The organism is Segatella baroniae DSM 16972 = JCM 13447 (assembly GCF_000426585.1).
Taxonomy (GTDB): Bacteria; Bacteroidota; Bacteroidia; order Bacteroidales; family Bacteroidaceae; genus Prevotella; species Prevotella baroniae.
Window position 1 is genome coordinate 13,427 of record NZ_AUFQ01000013.1, and the last position, 16,575, is coordinate 30,001.

14 protein-coding genes are annotated in these 16,575 nt (G+C 49.0%); all 14 read right to left on the reverse strand.

Features of this window, described 5'->3' with window-relative positions; all coding sequences use genetic code 11:
• Positions 1–64: 64 nt before the first annotated feature.
• The 14 genes from carB to atpB all read right to left on the reverse strand — a co-directional run bounded on the left by carB (position 65) and on the right by atpB (position 16,570).
• Positions 65–3,310 carry a carbamoyl-phosphate synthase (glutamine-hydrolyzing) large subunit gene (gene carB, locus K334_RS0108930; RefSeq protein WP_027444844.1) on the reverse strand — a complete coding sequence of 1,082 codons (3,246 nt, stop codon included), beginning with the start codon at positions 3,308–3,310 and terminating at the stop codon, positions 65–67.
• Positions 3,311–3,342: 32 nt separating this feature from the next.
• Entirely contained in the window at positions 3,343–4,422 is a 1,080-nt protein-coding gene (carA, locus tag K334_RS0108935) for a glutamine-hydrolyzing carbamoyl-phosphate synthase small subunit (RefSeq protein WP_025881062.1), read from the reverse strand.
• Positions 4,422–6,305 carry an amidophosphoribosyltransferase gene (locus K334_RS0108940; RefSeq protein WP_027444845.1) on the reverse strand — a complete coding sequence of 628 codons (1,884 nt, stop codon included), beginning with the start codon at positions 6,303–6,305 and terminating at the stop codon, positions 4,422–4,424. Before K334_RS0108940 ends, carA begins: the two co-directional genes overlap by 1 nt.
• A gap of 129 nt (positions 6,306–6,434) precedes the next feature.
• On the reverse strand, positions 6,435–7,235 hold the full coding sequence (locus K334_RS0108945; RefSeq protein WP_021589789.1) for a polysaccharide biosynthesis/export family protein: 801 nt from the start codon (positions 7,233–7,235) through the stop codon (positions 6,435–6,437).
• 108 nt (positions 7,236–7,343) lie between these two features.
• Entirely contained in the window at positions 7,344–8,660 is a 1,317-nt protein-coding gene (locus K334_RS0108950) for an HU family DNA-binding protein (protein WP_027444846.1), read from the reverse strand.
• The gene (locus tag K334_RS0108955; RefSeq protein ID WP_021589772.1) at positions 8,657–8,947 is read right to left on the reverse strand and encodes an HU family DNA-binding protein; all 291 of its coding nucleotides are present in this window, start codon (positions 8,945–8,947) and stop codon (positions 8,657–8,659) included. The genes K334_RS0108950 and K334_RS0108955 overlap by 4 nt, the downstream gene beginning before the upstream one ends.
• 8 nt (positions 8,948–8,955) lie before the next feature.
• On the reverse strand, positions 8,956–10,254 hold the full coding sequence (gene rimO, locus K334_RS0108960) for a 30S ribosomal protein S12 methylthiotransferase RimO (protein WP_025881058.1): 1,299 nt from the start codon (positions 10,252–10,254) through the stop codon (positions 8,956–8,958).
• 11 nt (positions 10,255–10,265) lie between these two features.
• On the reverse strand, positions 10,266–11,216 hold the full coding sequence (ftsY, locus tag K334_RS0108965) for a signal recognition particle-docking protein FtsY (RefSeq protein ID WP_021589785.1): 951 nt from the start codon (positions 11,214–11,216) through the stop codon (positions 10,266–10,268).
• A gap of 135 nt (positions 11,217–11,351) precedes the next feature.
• Positions 11,352–12,323 carry a F0F1 ATP synthase subunit gamma gene (locus K334_RS0108970; protein ID WP_025881057.1) on the reverse strand — a complete coding sequence of 324 codons (972 nt, stop codon included), beginning with the start codon at positions 12,321–12,323 and terminating at the stop codon, positions 11,352–11,354.
• A gap of 12 nt (positions 12,324–12,335) precedes the next feature.
• Positions 12,336–13,928, reverse strand: a complete 1,593-nt coding sequence (gene atpA, locus K334_RS0108975; protein ID WP_027444847.1) for a F0F1 ATP synthase subunit alpha — start codon at positions 13,926–13,928, stop codon at positions 12,336–12,338.
• 29 nt (positions 13,929–13,957) lie between these two features.
• On the reverse strand, positions 13,958–14,494 hold the full coding sequence (locus K334_RS0108980; protein ID WP_021589774.1) for a F0F1 ATP synthase subunit delta: 537 nt from the start codon (positions 14,492–14,494) through the stop codon (positions 13,958–13,960).
• Between the two features lie 9 nt (positions 14,495–14,503).
• Complete coding sequence (atpF, locus tag K334_RS0108985) at positions 14,504–15,025, reverse strand: F0F1 ATP synthase subunit B (protein WP_021589742.1); 522 nt, start codon at positions 15,023–15,025, stop codon at positions 14,504–14,506.
• 18 nt (positions 15,026–15,043) lie between these two features.
• Entirely contained in the window at positions 15,044–15,286 is a 243-nt protein-coding gene (locus K334_RS0108990; RefSeq protein ID WP_021589796.1) for an ATP synthase F0 subunit C, read from the reverse strand.
• A 237-nt stretch (positions 15,287–15,523) separates the two neighbouring features.
• Complete coding sequence (atpB, locus tag K334_RS0108995) at positions 15,524–16,570, reverse strand: F0F1 ATP synthase subunit A (protein WP_025881056.1); 1,047 nt, start codon at positions 16,568–16,570, stop codon at positions 15,524–15,526.
• Positions 16,571–16,575 lie beyond the last annotated feature (5 nt).

Here is a 16,575-nt window from a genome sequence, read left to right on the forward strand (position 1 = left end):
TGCTGACTATTTCTCAAGTGAGTACACCCTCCCTTTGGGAGGGCCGGGGTGGGTCTTAGGTTTTTTAATATTCTCCCCAGGCCTTAATGTCCATCTCATCCAACTTCGTCGTACAGAAAGCGTAGATGAAAGCACTCGCCAGACGGCTGTTTGTGATGAGGGGAACATTCAAGTCGATGGCTGCCCGACGAATCTTATAACCATTCGTAAGCTCATGTACGGTCAGGTTTTTCGGAATATTGACCACCATGTCAATCTTCTTCTCGTGCAATAAGTCCAAAGCCTGCGGCGTCTTCCCTTCATCCGAAGGCCAATAGACAAGTGTATTGGCTATGCCATTTTCTGTCAGATACTTGCTGGTGCCACCGGTTGCATACAACTCATAACCGCTATTGACCAACCGACGCGCCGCATCAAGCATTTCGGCTTTCTGCTTGGCTCCACCGGTGGAGAGGAGCACCGTATGCTTGGGAATGCGATGGCCCACGCTCAGCATGCTCTTCAACAACGCTGCATTCGTGTCGTCGCCCAAGCAGCCGACTTCGCCCGTAGAACTCATGTCGACACCCAATACAGGGTCGGCTTTCTGCAAGCGATTGAACGAGAACTGGCTGGCCTTGATACCCACGTAGTCGAGGTCGAACAGGTTCTTGTTGGGCTTCTCCACAGGAATACCCAGCATAATCTTCGTAGCCAATTCGATGAGGTTAAGCTTAAGAACCTTGCTCACGAACGGGAACGAGCGAGAAGCGCGCAGATTGCACTCAATCACAAGAATCTCGTTTTCGCGCGCCATGAACTGAATGTTGAACGGGCCGTTGATGTGCAGGGCCTTCGCGATTTCGCGGCTGATACGCTTGATACGACGAACCGTCTCAACATAGAGTTTTTGCGGTGGGAATTGTATCGTCGCGTCTCCCGAGTGCACACCGGCGAACTCGATATGCTCACTGATGGCGTAGGCCATGATTTCACCATCACGCGCAACGGCATCCATCTCTATTTCCTTCGCGTTCTCGATGAACTTGGAAACTACCACCGGATGGTCTTCGCTGACATTGGCGGCCAGAAGGAGGAACTTCTCCAGTTCCTCCTCGTTGGAACAAATGTTCATAGCCGCGCCTGAAAGAACGTATGAAGGGCGAACGAGCACGGGAAAACCAACTTTTTTGATAAAGTCTTGTATGTCATCCATGCTGGTCAACGCGCTCCATTCCGGTTGGTTGACGCCATGCTCCGTCAACATGGCAGAGAACTTGGCCCGGTCTTCGGCATTGTCGATGTCTGAAGCCTTTGTTCCGAGAATGGGCACATGCTGTTCATCCAGCTTGACCGCCAAGTTGTTGGGAATCTGCCCGCCGGTGGAAACGATGACACCATACGGATTTTCCAATTCGACAATATCCATGACCCGTTCGAAAGTCAGTTCGTCAAAGTAGAGACGGTCACACATGTCATAGTCGGTGGATACCGTCTCGGGATTGTAATTGATCATGATGGAGCGCAGCCCCTGCTTGCGGATGGTATTCAAAGCCTGGACGCCGCACCAGTCGAACTCTACGGAAGAGCCGATGCGATAGGCACCGGAGCCCAAGACGATGACCGAAGGTACCTTGGGGCCTATAGCCGACGTAGCATTGCTGAACGAAACGTCGTGCGCCTCTCCCGCATAAGTCACATAAAGGTAATTCGTCTGGGCAGGATATTCCGCCGCCAAAGTATCAATCTGCTTGACAACCGGCAATATCCCGAAGCCTTTGCGCAGTTGACGAACCACGAGCATTGCCTTGTGCATGTTATGCAGTTCGTCCTCCAGCTTGACGGCACGCGCAATCTGGAAATCCGTAAAGCCATAGACCTTGGCCTCGCGCAGGATATCTTTGTCAAGCGTGTTGATGTTGCGCTTTTTCAACCGTTCGTCAATGTCGATGATATGTTGCAGTTTGTAAAGGAACCAGCGATCTATCTTGGTCAGTTCATGAATCTGGTCTACAGTATAGCCACGGTGCATGGCCTTTGATATGACAAAGATGCGCTTGTCGGTAGGCTCACGGAGCGCGGCGTCGATGTCGCTGATTTCCAATTCCTTGTTCTCGACGAAGCCGTGCATGCCCTGCCCTATCATGCGGAGGCCTTTCTGGATGGCTTCTTCAAAGTTGCGGCCGACGGCCATCACCTCCCCTACCGACTTCATGCTCGAGCCAAGTTCCTTGTCCACGCCGTGGAATTTTGACAAGTCCCAACGTGGTATCTTGCAAACGACATAGTCCAATGCAGGTTCGAAGAAAGCACTCGTCGTCTTTGTGACAGAGTTCTTCAACTCGAAAAGGCCGTAGCCCATACCCAACTTGGCCGCGACAAAGGCCAAAGGATAGCCCGTAGCCTTGGATGCAAGGGCCGAAGAGCGGCTCAAGCGGGCATTCACCTCTATCACGCGGTAGTCTTCGCTTGCGGGGTCGAAAGCATACTGCACGTTGCATTCGCCCACAATGCCAATGTGGCGGATAATTTTGATGGCCAAGGCACGGAGCTTGTGATACTCGCTGTTGGACAAAGTCTGGGAAGGCGCAATCACGATAGACTCGCCCGTATGAATGCCGAGCGGGTCGAAATTCTCCATATTGCACACCGTAATGCAATTGTCATATCGGTCGCGAACAACTTCGTATTCAATTTCCTTCCATCCCTTCAAACTCTTTTCGACAAGTACCTGCGGCGAGAAAGAGAACGCTTTCTCGGCAAGCCGGTCCAGTTCTTCTTCGTTGTCGGCAAAGCCACTGCCCAGTCCTCCAAGAGCATAGGCGGCACGAATGATGACCGGATAGCCCAACTCCGCAGCGGCAGACCTTGTCTCCTCCATCGTTTCGCAAGCCTGGCTCTTGATGGTCTTCACGTCGATTTCATCAAGTTTCTCGACAAAGAGTTCACGGTCTTCCGTGTCGATGATTGCCTGAACAGGTGTACCAAGCACTTTGACACCATACTTTTCAAGAATGCCCGAACGGTAAAGTGCCACACCACAGTTCAAGGCCGTCTGTCCACCAAAGCTCAGAAGAATGCCGTCGGGTTTCTCTTTCTGGATGACCCGCTCGACAAAGTAGGGCTGCACCGGTAGGAAATAAATCTGGTCGGCAACCTCCTCCGACGTCTGAACGGTTGCAATGTTGGGGTTGATCAGCACGGTTTTCACCCCTTCTTCTCGGAGAGCTTTCAGTGCTTGTGAACCGGAATAGTCAAATTCTCCGGCCTCACCTATTTTCAATGCGCCTGATCCGAGAATCAAGACTTTATTTATTGTATTATCTTTCATAATTTGAATTGTAAGATTGGGAGAAACTGAGACTATTGACGAAGTGTCGATACAAAATTGTCGAAGATGAATTCCGTGTCGACAGGGCCGGAGCAGGCCTCCGGATGGAACTGACTGGAAAACCATGGATTGTCCTTGTGGCGAATCCCCTCGTTAGAACCATCGTTCATATTCACGAAAAGTTCTTCCCAGCCGCTACCCAAAGTAGAAGCGTCAACGGCATAGCCATGATTCTGGCTTGTGATGAAGCATTGGTCTGTGCCAACCATTCGGACTGGCTGATTGTGAGAGCGGTGTCCATACTTGAGTTTGTAAATGTTGGCACCACCCGCTTTTGCCAGCAGCTGATTGCCCATGCAGATACCACAAATGGGCTTGCGGCTGAGGTTCATCTGCTTGCGGAGAATGTCGACTGCGGCTTGGCACATGTTCGGATCACCGGGGCCGTTGGCCAAAAACAAACCGTCAAATTCCATGGATGTATAGTCATAGTTCCAAGGCACCCTGATGACCTCCACATTACGTTGAATCAATTCTCGAATGATGTTGGCTTTGACGCCACAGTCGACGAGAACGACTTTAGCCCCACAGCCTTCATTATATCTGACTATCTCCTTGCAAGAAACTTTGTCCACAAAATTGACACCTTCATAATCTGCTTCGGGAATGATTTCAGGCATGTCATCAAAGAGAATCTTGCCCATCATCACCCCGTGTTCACGCAATACTTTGGTCAATTGGCGGGTATCAATGCCTGTAATGCCCGGAACCTTTTCGCGCTTCAGCCATGAAGCAAGGCTTTCCGAGGCATTCCAATGAGAGTATTGCTCACTATAATCGGAAACAATGATGGCAGAAGCATAGATACGGTCGCTTTCCATGTAGGTGGGCAGCCCATTTGGTTCAACTGTAAAGGGAGGTACCCCGTAATTGCCGACCAGGGGATAGGTGAGCGTCATCAACTGACCTGCGTAAGAAGGGTCTGTCAAACTTTCAGGATAGCCCATCATGGCCGTGTTGAAGACAACCTCTCCTGCAACAGGCTGTTCATAGCCGAACGACTTACCATGAAACAGAGTTCCATCTTCCAAGACTAAAGTTACGTTTTTCATTATATATGGGTTGAATTGTCAATAAATTGAATGAATGCCTGAAGGCAAAGTGTCGTTCCACCAGGGGTGGGATAATGTCCTGTAAAATACCAGTCGCCACGATGTTGCGGGATTGCCTGATGGAGTCCGTCAATGGACTGATAAACAATTTCTACGGGCGTCCCCATGTCCTGCGGACGTAATATCTCTATTATTTTGCGATTGATTTCATCCACCGTAAACGGTTTGTAAATCTTACGCACAATGTTATGCCGGTCGTGCTTAGGTTTTAGAAGTTCTTCCTTGCACTCCTTGTACACCCCATGAACGTAATCCAGCATGTTGCGCTCCTTGAGCAATTCCATCGTCGCACGGAACGCACAGAATTCCTCCAAGCGTGGCATGTCTATTCCATAATAATCCGGATAACGGATCTGTGGTGCGCTCGACACGATTACTATTTTCCGAGGATGCAGGCGATCCAAAATGCGAAGAATGCTTTTCTTGAGTGTCGTGCCCCTTACGATACTGTCGTCTATAACTACTAAATTATCTTTATTGGATTCCAAACTATCATAGGTGATGTCGTAGACATGGGAAGCAAGGTCGTTTCTGGAGTTTCCCTCTGCTATAAAGGTACGTAATTTGATATCCTTGATGGCCACCTTCTCACTTCTGACATAATCATGGATGATATTTTCCAATTCCTCGCGCGAAGGTTTATGCTCCAATGAAGCCAACTTTGCTATCTTCTGCTCGTTCATCCAGTGGTTGAATCCTTGCAACAAACCATAGAATGCAACTTCGGCCGTGTTGGGAATGAAGGAAAAGACCGTGTGGGCTATATCATGATCTACGGCTTTCAATATGGGGTCGGTCAGGAGTTCGCCCAACTTTTTCCGTTCACGATAGATGTCCGAATCACTCCCGCGAGAGAAATAAATGCGTTCAAAGGAACAGGCATGATTGCCCTTGGTTTCAAATATCCTGTCGATGGAGCAGGCACCTTGGCGAGTGACACGGAGCGCACAGCCTGGTTGAAGTTCAGTGATGTCTGAACATTCCAAATCAAAGGTTGTCTGCAATACGGGGCGTTCACTTGCTACCGCCACAAACTCTTCATTCTGATAGTAGAAGGCCGGACGGATACCCCAGGGGTCACGCATGGCAAAAAGTTCTCCGGAACCGGTAAGACCACATACGACGTAGCCGCCATCAAAGCCATCCATAGAAGACCTCAGTACGTTTGCAGAATCTACATGGTCTTCGATATATCTTGTAATGTCCTGGTCTTGAAGTCCTTGCTTCTGGGCTTCCACAAAATTGCGCTCCACCTCTCTATCAAGCCTGTGGCCCATCAGCTCCAGCATGATATAGCTGTCACTATAAATCCGGGGGCATTGTCCTTGCTTTGTCAGACGTTGGAAAATTTCATCAATATTGGTCATGTTGAAATTTCCACAAAGGCAGAGATTCTTAGCCCGCCAGTTGTTTCTCCTCAAGAAGGGATGCACGTAAGACAGCCCGCTCTTTCCCGTCGTTGAATAACGGAGATGTCCCATATACATTTCGCCGGCAAAAGGAAGATTTTTCTTTGCATAGGATACATCGTTCAACAATTCTGACGGAATCGCATTGAATGTGCCATGTACCTTCCCGAAGATTTGAGTAATTGCGTTTGAACCTTCTGCCCGCTCACGAAACATATACTCATTTCCAGGCTCGGTATTCAGCTTGACACATGCCATGCCAGCCCCTTCCTGACCACGATTGTGTTGTTTTTCCATCATGAGATAGAGCTTGTTGAAAGCCCACATCCATGTTCCATATTTCTTCTGATAGTATTCGAGTGGTTTAAGGAGTCTGATCATCGCCACCCCACACTCATGTTTCAAGGATTCCATAAATTCCACTTGTTCAAAATAGCCTTACCGGTAAATTGCCTTCAGCGCAGATCCCATTGCAAAAGTAATTCTGTCATAAAAAAAGAAGAATGAAATAGCCGTGCGCATTCATTCTTCTTTCCTCTTTCATCAATTCCGTAAAATGTTAACCAATAAAGAAGCGACGCTGGTCACAATTCCTACAAATGAGAACCAAATCGTTGTCGAGCTTCCTATAGCTGAATTTTGAGCGCGCACCCTATTGGGTTCAACATAGATGATGTCGTTTTGTTGCAAATAATAATAAGGTGAATTGATTAAATTAGCATCGTTGAGATTCAACCGATGCGCCTCTTTTTGTCCATCGGCATTTTCCCTTATCAACATAATGTTATTGCGCTTGCCGTATATCGTCAGGTCACCTGCCTGCGCCAAAGCTTCCACGATACTCATTTTTTCTGTTGAGACGGGAACAACCCCCGGCTTGTTCACTTCCCCGGTTATTGTTACCCGATAACTTGCCATGGTGACAGTGACGACTGGATTCTCTGATTCCGCCAGATAGGGGGCGACCTTTTTCCTAATCAAATCTTGGCATTGGGTCTTTGTCAGCCCAAGCACATGCAGCTTTCCTATTACTGGAAAATTGATGTTCCCATCATTGTCGACAAGATAGCCTTGAAGAGAACCGGCACCCGTACTCAACTGTCCCAGACTGCTGATTGTATTTTGAACAGATAGATTGAAAGGTGCCGCAACCTTGGGATCGGTTGTAATGACTGTAATTGTCAACATATCCTTAGGCATGATCTTTGCGTCATAAAGCCCCTTGGAGGATTCCAGACTGATTTGGTCGATGTTTTGGAAATAAGGAACTTGCTTACTGCTGGAGCAGCTGGTAACCAATGCGATAAGCAATAACACGAATATAGAACGTACTATTTTTTTCATGAGTCAATGTTCTAAACTTTATTTGTTTGCAAAAGTAGTTCTTATTTTTATAATTTACAAATTTTCAAACTACAAATAACAAGAACGCTCAAGCAGCTTTTCGACTGCTTACAACGCTTTGCGCTCACGCGCCCTTTTCAATTTCAATGCTGGGATTTTCAAATAATCTCCCGGAGACACAGTCTTGCGGCCGTTAAGCACTTCGACATAGCACTCCATATCCGGTCCCAAATGCGACCTACTTATTGTTTGTATCGTTTGTCCGGGTCTCAGCCTAACAACGGTCTTTACACCGATGATTCTATAAGCACCTGTTCTAACTCTGACATCTTGACTGTTCAGCAACTTGTAGTCCATGTCTGCGTCGGAACTGTTCTTGCTGGCGGCATTGCCGGAAAATGACGATTCCTTGTCCGAAGCAGGTGCTTGCGGCTTTATATCGGTTTCATACTTTTCACGGGCATTCCGATGCGTCGCTTCACGCTTCGCTTGGGTTGATGACGGCAGAGAATCGACCGGTTTGTTCACCGGAGAAATGGCATTTCCTTTTTTCTGCAACGAAACGGATGTTGCCGGTACTTGTCTTGCGCTTCGCAGCAAGGAGTCAATGACCACATTTCTGAGGTTTATCTGCACCCAGGTATAATAAAAGCCGCCGGCAGAAATCAAAAACAAAAACATGCAGGCTACGGACAACAATATAACCATCCGCCTAAGGGAGTGGTTGGCATTCAGGTCTGTACCAACCGCTTGCATGCCGGCAGCAGAAGTTTCATAAGATAAAACAGTCTCGCCTTCTTCCTCTTTTCCCTCTTGTCCCAAACAATCTTGCCGATCGGATATGGGTTCGATTTTGACATCTTCTTCGCACTCCTCGGCGCCATCCCCTTCCTCTTTCCGGTCGTCAACGACTTCATGTACTTCAGCGTCATCCGCCGAGGAGGCTGGGGATACAACATCTTCATCCATCAAGACAGGTTCTGGCTTGGGCACTGGTTCTGACTCTGGCTCTGGTGCCGGTTTCTTTTCCACTTCCTGCTCTTCGGGTTCCTGATTGCCAACCTGTTCTTCGTTCGTGCTATAGATGTCAACGAGCCGATCCACATTCACCCCTTCATTGATTGTAACAGTCTCAAACTGGGCAAATGGGCGATTGACAAAGTCACGCAGAGAAGCATCTGGATTAAAGGAAATCTTGTCACGCCCATCTATCGTAATCCGCTCTCCGGTATTTACATCTACACTTTCGCGCGCACTGATTCTTGTTAGTTTGAAGGTGCCCAAGCCTTTCACCTTGACTTGGCGGTCGTTCACCAGGCCTTCATGAAGCACTTTGAACATCAACTCCACAAACCTGTCAGCCTCTTCCTGTGAAAGACCTTGCCGAGCGGCCAGGTCACGAGCTAAATCGGATATTTTAATCATTCCACTCCCCTCCCGTTCTTTAGACGTTCCTTGACGGAAGCGTTCGGCTTAAAATTAAGAACCAATTTTGGGGGAACCAGCATTTTCAAGCCGGTAGCTGGATTGTTGACCACCCGCTCCAGACGTTTCCTGACTTCAAAAGTTCCAAAGCCGGCAATGGAAACGTCATCACCAGCATCGAAAGCGGACATCATACTTTCGACCAAGATGGCAACAAGATTTTGCGTGTCGGCTTGAGTATATCCACTCCGCTGTGCCAACTCTGAAATATATTCCTTATTATTCATTGTGTTTCCTATACGACTTCACCATAAAGATCAAACTCTTCAGCCTGCAATATCTTGACAGAATAAAAATTACCCACTCTCAACACTTTCTTGTCGGTGGGAATCAAGACTTCAGGGTCTACTTCCGGCGAGCAAAATTCCGTGCGACCTATGTAATATTCGCCTTCCTTTCTATCTATAATCACCGGCATGGTTTCCCCTATCTTTTCCGCTTCTACTTCCGCGCTGATTTCCTGCTGCACCGCCATCAACTCATCCAAGCGTCGTTGCTTCACCTCCGCTGGTACGTCATCCTCATAGTTTTTGGCTCCAAAAGTGCCTTCTTCCTCGGAATAGACAAATGCTCCGAGACGCTCGAAACGTGCCCACTTTACAAATTCGACAAGCTCGTTGAAATCATCCTCCGTTTCTCCCGGAAAGCCGACCAACATCGTTGTGCGCAGATGAATGCCGGGGACACGGGCTCTGATTTGCTTGATCAAGTCTATGGTCTCTTTCTTTGTGACATGCCGGTGCATGGCCTTCAATACCGAGTCGGAAATATGTTGCAATGCGATGTCCAAATACCTGCAGACATTGGACTTTTCATTCATGACATCGAGAAGTTCCAAGGGAAATTGATTGGGATAGGCATAATGCAGTCTGATCCACTTGACGCCCGGAATATCCGCTATGTCGCGAATCAAATCAGCTATATGCCGCTTGCCATCAATGTCTACGCCGTAATAAGTCAGCTCCTGTGCTATCACTTGAAACTCCTTTACACCTGCGGCGACCATTCTCTTCACTTCGTCCAGAATCTCTTGTTTGGGTCTGGACACATGCTTGCCTGTAATAAGCGGAATCGCACAATAGGCACAATGCCGGTCACAGCCTTCGGCTATTTTGAGATAGGCGTAGTGGCGTGGGGTCGTCAAATGGCGAACACCATTGCATGAAGGGATGTCAGCCTTGCCCAAATCATTCAGCAGCTGCTTGTAATTAAACTTTCCATAGAATCTATCCACTTCGGGGATTTCTTTTTCCAAGTCTTCCTTATATCGCTGTGAGAGGCAGCCCATTACAAAGAGTTTGTTTATTTTGCCTTCGTTCTTGGCATTCACAAACTCAAGAATGGTATTGATACTCTCTTCCTTCGCCGATTCTATAAAGCCGCAAGTGTTCACAACGACAATCTCGCCTTGTAGCTTTTTGCTATCATGTGTACAATGATACCCGTTGGCTTCAAACTGCTTCATGAGGAGTTCGCTGTCAACAAGATTCTTCGAGCACCCCATGGTAATAATGTCTATCTGATTCTTTTTCATCAGTCTCTTATCTATTTAAACAAAGAATCAACAAACTCCTTTCTGTTGAACAATTGCAAATCCTCCATTTTCTCTCCAAGACCGATATACTTCACGGGAACTTTAAGCTGGTCGCTGATGCCTATGACCACTCCTCCTTTGGCCGTACCGTCCAGCTTGGTTATGGCAAGACTAGTGATATTCGTCACTGCCGAAAATTGCTTGGCTTGTTCAAAAGCGTTCTGCCCGGTACTTCCATCCAGCACCAAAAGAACTTCATTCGGTGCCGACGGAACAACCTTCTTCATCACATCCTTGATCTTTTTCAGTTCGTTCATCAGGCCTACCTTGTTGTGCAATCTTCCTGCTGTGTCAATCAAAACGACATCCGCATGGTTTGCCTTGGCGCTTTGCAGGGTGTCGAACGCTACAGAAGCGGGGTCGGCACCCATCTGCTGCTTCACGACAGGGACTCCCACCCGTTCGCCCCAAATGCTTATTTGCTCGACGGCAGCAGCCCGGAAGGTGTCGGCGGCGCCCAGATACACTTGTTTGCCTGCTTGCTTAAACTGGTGTGCCAGCTTTCCGATAGTCGTTGTCTTGCCTACACCGTTCACGCCCACGACCAAGATCACATAAGGTTCACCGGTGTTGGGCAAATCCCAGTTGTCATTGTCTTCCGAATTGTTTTCTGCCAGCAAAGCTGCGATTTCCTCCCTCAAGATGTCGTTGAGCTCCGAAGTAGACACATACTTGTCCTTGGCGACACGGGCTTCTATCCGCTCTATCACCTTCAAAGTCGTATCAACTCCGACATCGCTGGTAATCAGAACTTCTTCAAGATTATCCAACACGTCATCATCAACCTTCGACTTTCCCGCAATAGCACGAGACAGCTTGTCGAAAACACTCTGCTTGGTTTTCTCCAACCCCTGGTCTAATGTCTCTTTCTTTTTCTTATTGAACAATCCGAATATTCCCATTGTCGATATTATTAGAATTTTGTATTAAACCATTGAATCTTATCATTTTGCAAAGGTAGTAAAACTTTTCGAATTGTTCAAAAAAAGGCGAACCGCATAGGGTTCACCTTATTATTATTAGAAAGATTGTGGCAATCAATTGTTCACACTTCCACCGACAATGTCAAGCAGTTCGTTTGTAATCGCTTGCTGGCGACTCTTGTTATATTGCAGATTCAGCACGCGCAGCAACTCGTCGGCATTGTCCGTAGCCGTTTGCATGGCGACCATACGGGCGGCATGCTCGCTGGCGTTGCTGTCAAGCAAGGCTGTGAACACTTGCAGATTCAATTCTTTAGGTATCAAGGAACTCAAGACCGCGTCCAAATCGGGTTCAACGATGAAGTTGTCATTGATGGCATGGGCGGAAGCCGATGCCTGTTTGCCCTCGTCTGTCCGACGTTTGCGCAGGTATTCCTGAGCCTTGGCCGTCGCCACATTGCTTGAGAGGTCTCTGTCGTTTTCACGTCCGATATTTTCCGTGGCAAGGTCGATGGGAAGGAATGTCTTGCGCGTCAAGATTTGATTGCCTGCCGACTTGAAGTGGTGATAGATCAATTCCACCCGATCCACTTCACCAGCGACAAACTTGTCTCTCAACTCTTGAGAAATCGATGCGCAGTCACCGGCATTGGGCTTGTCGGCCAATGCCAAGAAACTCCCTGCGACACGCAATCCTCGCTTGCCGGCATATTCCTCGCCCTTGCGCCCTATGGGATAGACAACGATGTCCTCAACACCTGCAGCCGTATACTCATCAATGGCATTCTGCAACAACTTCAGTACATTGTTGTTGAAACCACCACACAATGAACTATTGCTGGTGAAAACGACAAGCGCCACGCGCTTCACCTTCCGCATCTCCTCAAATTCATTCTGGATTTCAGGCACTGTCACGAGGAAAGACTTCAAGATATGCTCCAGCAGATTCTCATAGGGCAACATGTTCTGTATGGCTGTTTGCGCATGATGCAGTTTACTGGAAGCCACCATTTTCATGGCGCTCGTTATCTTACGGGTGTTGTTTACAGAAGCTATACGCGTCTTGATTTCCTTTAATGACGGCATTCTCTATCACGTTTATTGATTATTCTTGTACTGTCCTGCGATGTTGGCCATCGTGGCCTCAATCGCTTTCACAGCCTCGTCTGTCAACTGCCCATCGGCCAAGCTGTCAATCACATCGGCATGTGACGAGCGCATGGCGTCGAGGAACTGACTTTGGCAATCGCGTACACTCTCCACGGGGACATCGTGCATCAATCCGTGAACACCGCAATAAAGAATGGCTATCTGTTCACCGACAGGCATTGGACTGTACTGAGGCTGTATGAGCAACTGGTTGTTCTTCCTGCCTCGATCCAGCGTCATTGCCGTCACGGCGTCCATGTCGCTTGAGAATTTGGAGAACGCTTCCAACTCGCGATATTGGGCCATGTCCAACTTCAAGGTGCCGGCCACCTTCTTCATACTCTTGATTTGGGCGGAGCCACCCACACGCGACACGGAGATACCTACGTTGATGGCCGGCCGGAATCCTTGGTTGAACAAATTGGTTTCCAAATAAATCTGACCATCGGTGATGGAGATTACGTTCGTAGGGATGTACGCGGAGACGTCGCCGGCCTGCGTTTCGATGATGGGCAAGGCTGTCAGCGAACCACCGCCACGGACATGCCCTTTCATACACGACGGCAAATCGTTCATCTGCTCTGCGATTTCCTGTTGGTTGTTGATGCGTGCCGCACGCTCCAGCAGACGAGAGTGGAGATAGAACACGTCGCCCGGATAGGCTTCGCGGCCGGAAGGGCGGCGAAGAATCAGCGACACTTCACGATAGGCAACCGCCTGCTTTGACAAGTCATCGTAGACGACGAGGGCGCTGTGTCCGCGGTCACGGAAATATTCGCCGATGGCCGCGCCGGCAAAAGGCGCATAATACTGCATGGCTGCCGGATCGGCTGCCGTGGCACTCACGATGATGGAGTAAGGCAGGGCCCCGTGCTCTTTCAAGGTCTGGACAAGAGCGGCAACCGTGGAAGCCTTCTGCCCTATCGCTACATAGATGCAATATACGGGCTTGCCGGCCTTGAAGAAGCTCTTTTGGTTGATGATGGTGTCAACGGCTATCGCCGTCTTTCCCGTCTGTCGGTCGCCGATGATGAGTTCACGCTGGCCGCGTCCTATGGGTATCATGGAGTCCACGGCCTTCAGGCCTGTCTGCAGCGGTTCCTTCACCGGTTGGCGATAGATTACACCTGGTGCCTTACGGTCCAACGGCATTTCGAAAGAGTCCGTCAGGTCGATGTCGCCCAGACCGTCTATGGCCTGTCCCAATGGGTTGACGACACGTCCCAGGAAGTTGTCGTTCACCCGTATGGAGGCGATGCGATGCGTGCGCTTGACCGTCTGTCCTTCCTTAATGCCAGCTGTCGGCCCCAAGAGCACACAACCAATATTATCTTCCTCCAAGTTCATCACGATGGCCATCGTGCCGTTCTCAAATTCGAGCAACTCGCTTGCTTCAACATTGCGGAGACCATAGACGCGGGCCACGCCATCTGCTACGGTGAGCACCGTGCCGACCTCATCAAACTGTTCGCCGCTGTTGATGTTGCGGAGTTCTTTGAGAAGCACCTCAGACACCTCGCTTGGTTTTATTTTATCTGACATCTTGTTATTGATATTCTATGAACAATTAATTATTTCTTCAGTTCTGCCGCAATCCTGCGAAGTTTGCTCTTGACAGTGGCGTCCATGCGGTAGGTATCGTATTCAAGGATGAATCCTCCGATGATGTCTTTGTCAACTTCCGTGTTGAATTCGACAGAACCGTTTGTCTTATTCTCCACAAGCCGTTTCATCCTGTTTTTCATCTCCAGGCTGACGGATGTGGCTGTAATAAGTTTACCGCGGGTGATGTTCTTATGCTTCCTGTAAAGAGTTATATACGATGCAGCCATGAATTGCAAGGCATTCCCCCTATCCTCCTTCAAGACAAGGGCGATGAACCTTTTTGCAAGCAGACTTGCGTCGGGCCCACAGGCCGTCTCCAGGAGTGCCTGCTTCTTGTCTTTCACGAGCATGGGATTGTCAATCGTAAATCTCAGTTCAGGCACCTCAAGGAAACTCTGCGACAACTTCTGCATGTCTCTGTAAAGTTCGTCTTCCTGCCTGTCTGCCAAAGCGGCTTTCAGCAAGGCGCGGGCATATCGAACTGATATTACACCTAAATCCATAAGCTACACTTATTTATCTTTCACTTGCGTTTGCGAAACGTCATCCAGCAGTCGGTCTATCAATGCCATCTGAGCCTTGTCGCTTGACAATTGCTCAGAAAGGACTTTCTCGGCTATCTGAACACTGAGTTCGGCCACCTGGGCACGGATTTCCCGTATGGCGCTTTGCTTCTCCATTTCAATTTGCTTCTTGGCTTCTGAAATGATTCGGGCACTTTCTTCATGTGCCTTTTCCTGTGCCCGCCCTACAATGGCTTCACGAGTGGCAGCCGCCTCTTTCATTATTTCAGCCTGCCGCTCTCTCGCTTCCTGCAAGAGAGCTTCGCCTTCCTGCTTGATGTGTGCCAACCGCTCCGAGGCCTCATGTGCCTTGCTCAAGCTTCCGTCTATGTATTGCTTTCTCTCATCAACCATTTTGATGATGACGGGGAAGCCGAAGCGAGCCAGACAGAAAAAGACCACCAGAAACGCGGCGAGCATCCAGAAAAGGAGTCCGACGTCAGGCGTCAATATCGATGGCAAATTCTCCATTCGACCAATATTCTATTTTTATTTAATGATAAATGCGCAGGCGGCGATGGCGAACAAGGCGCAACCCTCGATGAAAGCGGAGGTCAAAATCATGTTGGTCATGATCTTGCCCGAAGCTTCGGGCTGACGGGCGATGGCGTCCATGGCGCTGCTGCCAATCTTGCCAATACCCAAACCTGCACCAATTGTTGCAATACCTGCACCAAGACTACTGCCCAGCTGAGCCAGACCTGTAGCTGCCAATAAAGTTGAAATGATCATAATTTTACGTTTTATTTGTTGTTAATATTTTTATTGTTTCTATCCGATAGCCATCCAAAGGCAAACCGTGCATCTACATTCAAGTCAGAAGCCCTCCGTCGCAACCCGAAAGCTGGCTTTCTGCATCGCAAAAGGCCCACGGTTGAAAGGTAAAAGCTGGCTTTCTGCATCGTCAAAAGCCCACGATTGCAACACAACGGCGGGCTTCCCGCATTTCAGACGGCCAGTGTCCTCTCCCTATGCTTCATGTTCCTGATGGGCCAGGCCGATGAACACGGCGCTCAACAGCGTAAACACGTAGGCCTGAACAAAAGCGACCAACAGCTCCAAGCAGTTCATGAACAAGAGCATGATGATGCTAAAGGCGTTGAGCCCCAAGCCGAACCCCACACCCATAGACCACCCCAGGAAGATGACACAGGTGAAGCTCAAGATAACCGCGTGCCCCGCCATCATGTTGGCAAAGAGACGAATCATCAGCGCGAACGGTTTTGTGAACACACCGAACAATTCGATGAGGGGCATAAGTGGAAGAGGAAATTTCAAGAGAACGGGCACATGTGGCCAAAATATATCTTTCCAGTATTCCTTATTGCCAAACAGGTTTATCGCAAGCATGGAACATACGGCCAGGAACAGGGTTATATTGATGTTTCCCGTCACATTCGCACCGCCAGGGAATATAGGGATGAGACCAATGAGGTTGGCGGTGAGGATGAAGAAGAAGACCGTCAGCAGGTAGGGGGCGAAGCGTTTGTAGTGCTTCTCGCCTATGGAAGATTTCACGACGTCGTCGTTGATCGTCATCACGATCATCTCCATGGCGCCGACGAAGCCGCGGGGAGCCTCGCTCTTCTCGTCCTTGCCCTTGTACCATCTGGCACAATAGCCGAATATCCCCAACAACACAAAGACCACAATCCAAATTTGGGCGACGGTCTTGGTTATGCTCAGGTCAAGCGGACGGGTCGAACTCCCGTCCGGCAGCTTCTCGTAGATCTTGCCATGATGCGTGGCGTCGAAGTAGAAGTTGCCGGGCAGCGTCTCGGGCGTGCAGAAACTCCAGGTTCCCGTGGCGGAGCTTCGCACGATGATGGGTAGCGGAATGCTGAGCGTCTTCCCCTCATAAGTGGCAATGTGCCACTCGTAGTCGTCGGAAAGGTGGCTCAGCACTATCTCGGAAATATTCATTTCTCCCCCTTCCGCACCATGATGTGCAGCCATTGTTTGCAATGGCAGGAATGTCAAGGCAGCCAAAAGGAGTAGATATTTTAATTGTTTCATCTTAT

What these genes read in the sequence shown, in the direction of transcription:
- K334_RS0108950 (WP_027444846.1), bottom strand. Translation starts at nt 8,660, where the DNA reads ATGATTAAAATATCCGATTTAGCTCGTGACCTGGCCGCTCGGCAAGGT.
- ftsY (WP_021589785.1), bottom strand. Translation starts at nt 11,216, where the DNA reads ATGGGAATATTCGGATTGTTCAATAAGAAAAAGAAAGAGACATTAGAC.
- K334_RS0108990 (WP_021589796.1), bottom strand. Translation starts at nt 15,286, where the DNA reads ATGATCATTTCAACTTTATTGGCAGCTACAGGTCTGGCTCAGCTGGGC.
- atpB (WP_025881056.1), bottom strand. Translation starts at nt 16,570, where the DNA reads ATGAAACAATTAAAATATCTACTCCTTTTGGCTGCCTTGACATTCCTG.
- carB (WP_027444844.1), bottom strand. Translation starts at nt 3,310, where the DNA reads ATGAAAGATAATACAATAAATAAAGTCTTGATTCTCGGATCAGGCGCA.
- K334_RS0108945 (WP_021589789.1), bottom strand. Translation starts at nt 7,235, where the DNA reads ATGAAAAAAATAGTACGTTCTATATTCGTGTTATTGCTTATCGCATTG.
- K334_RS0108940 (WP_027444845.1), bottom strand. Translation starts at nt 6,305, where the DNA reads ATGGAATCCTTGAAACATGAGTGTGGGGTGGCGATGATCAGACTCCTT.
- carA (WP_025881062.1), bottom strand. Translation starts at nt 4,422, where the DNA reads ATGAAAAACGTAACTTTAGTCTTGGAAGATGGAACTCTGTTTCATGGT.
- atpF (WP_021589742.1), bottom strand. Translation starts at nt 15,025, where the DNA reads ATGGAGAATTTGCCATCGATATTGACGCCTGACGTCGGACTCCTTTTC.
- K334_RS0108955 (WP_021589772.1), bottom strand. Translation starts at nt 8,947, where the DNA reads ATGAATAATAAGGAATATATTTCAGAGTTGGCACAGCGGAGTGGATAT.
- atpA (WP_027444847.1), bottom strand. Translation starts at nt 13,928, where the DNA reads ATGTCAGATAAAATAAAACCAAGCGAGGTGTCTGAGGTGCTTCTCAAA.
- K334_RS0108970 (WP_025881057.1), bottom strand. Translation starts at nt 12,323, where the DNA reads ATGCCGTCATTAAAGGAAATCAAGACGCGTATAGCTTCTGTAAACAAC.
- K334_RS0108980 (WP_021589774.1), bottom strand. Translation starts at nt 14,494, where the DNA reads ATGGATTTAGGTGTAATATCAGTTCGATATGCCCGCGCCTTGCTGAAA.
- rimO (WP_025881058.1), bottom strand. Translation starts at nt 10,254, where the DNA reads ATGAAAAAGAATCAGATAGACATTATTACCATGGGGTGCTCGAAGAAT.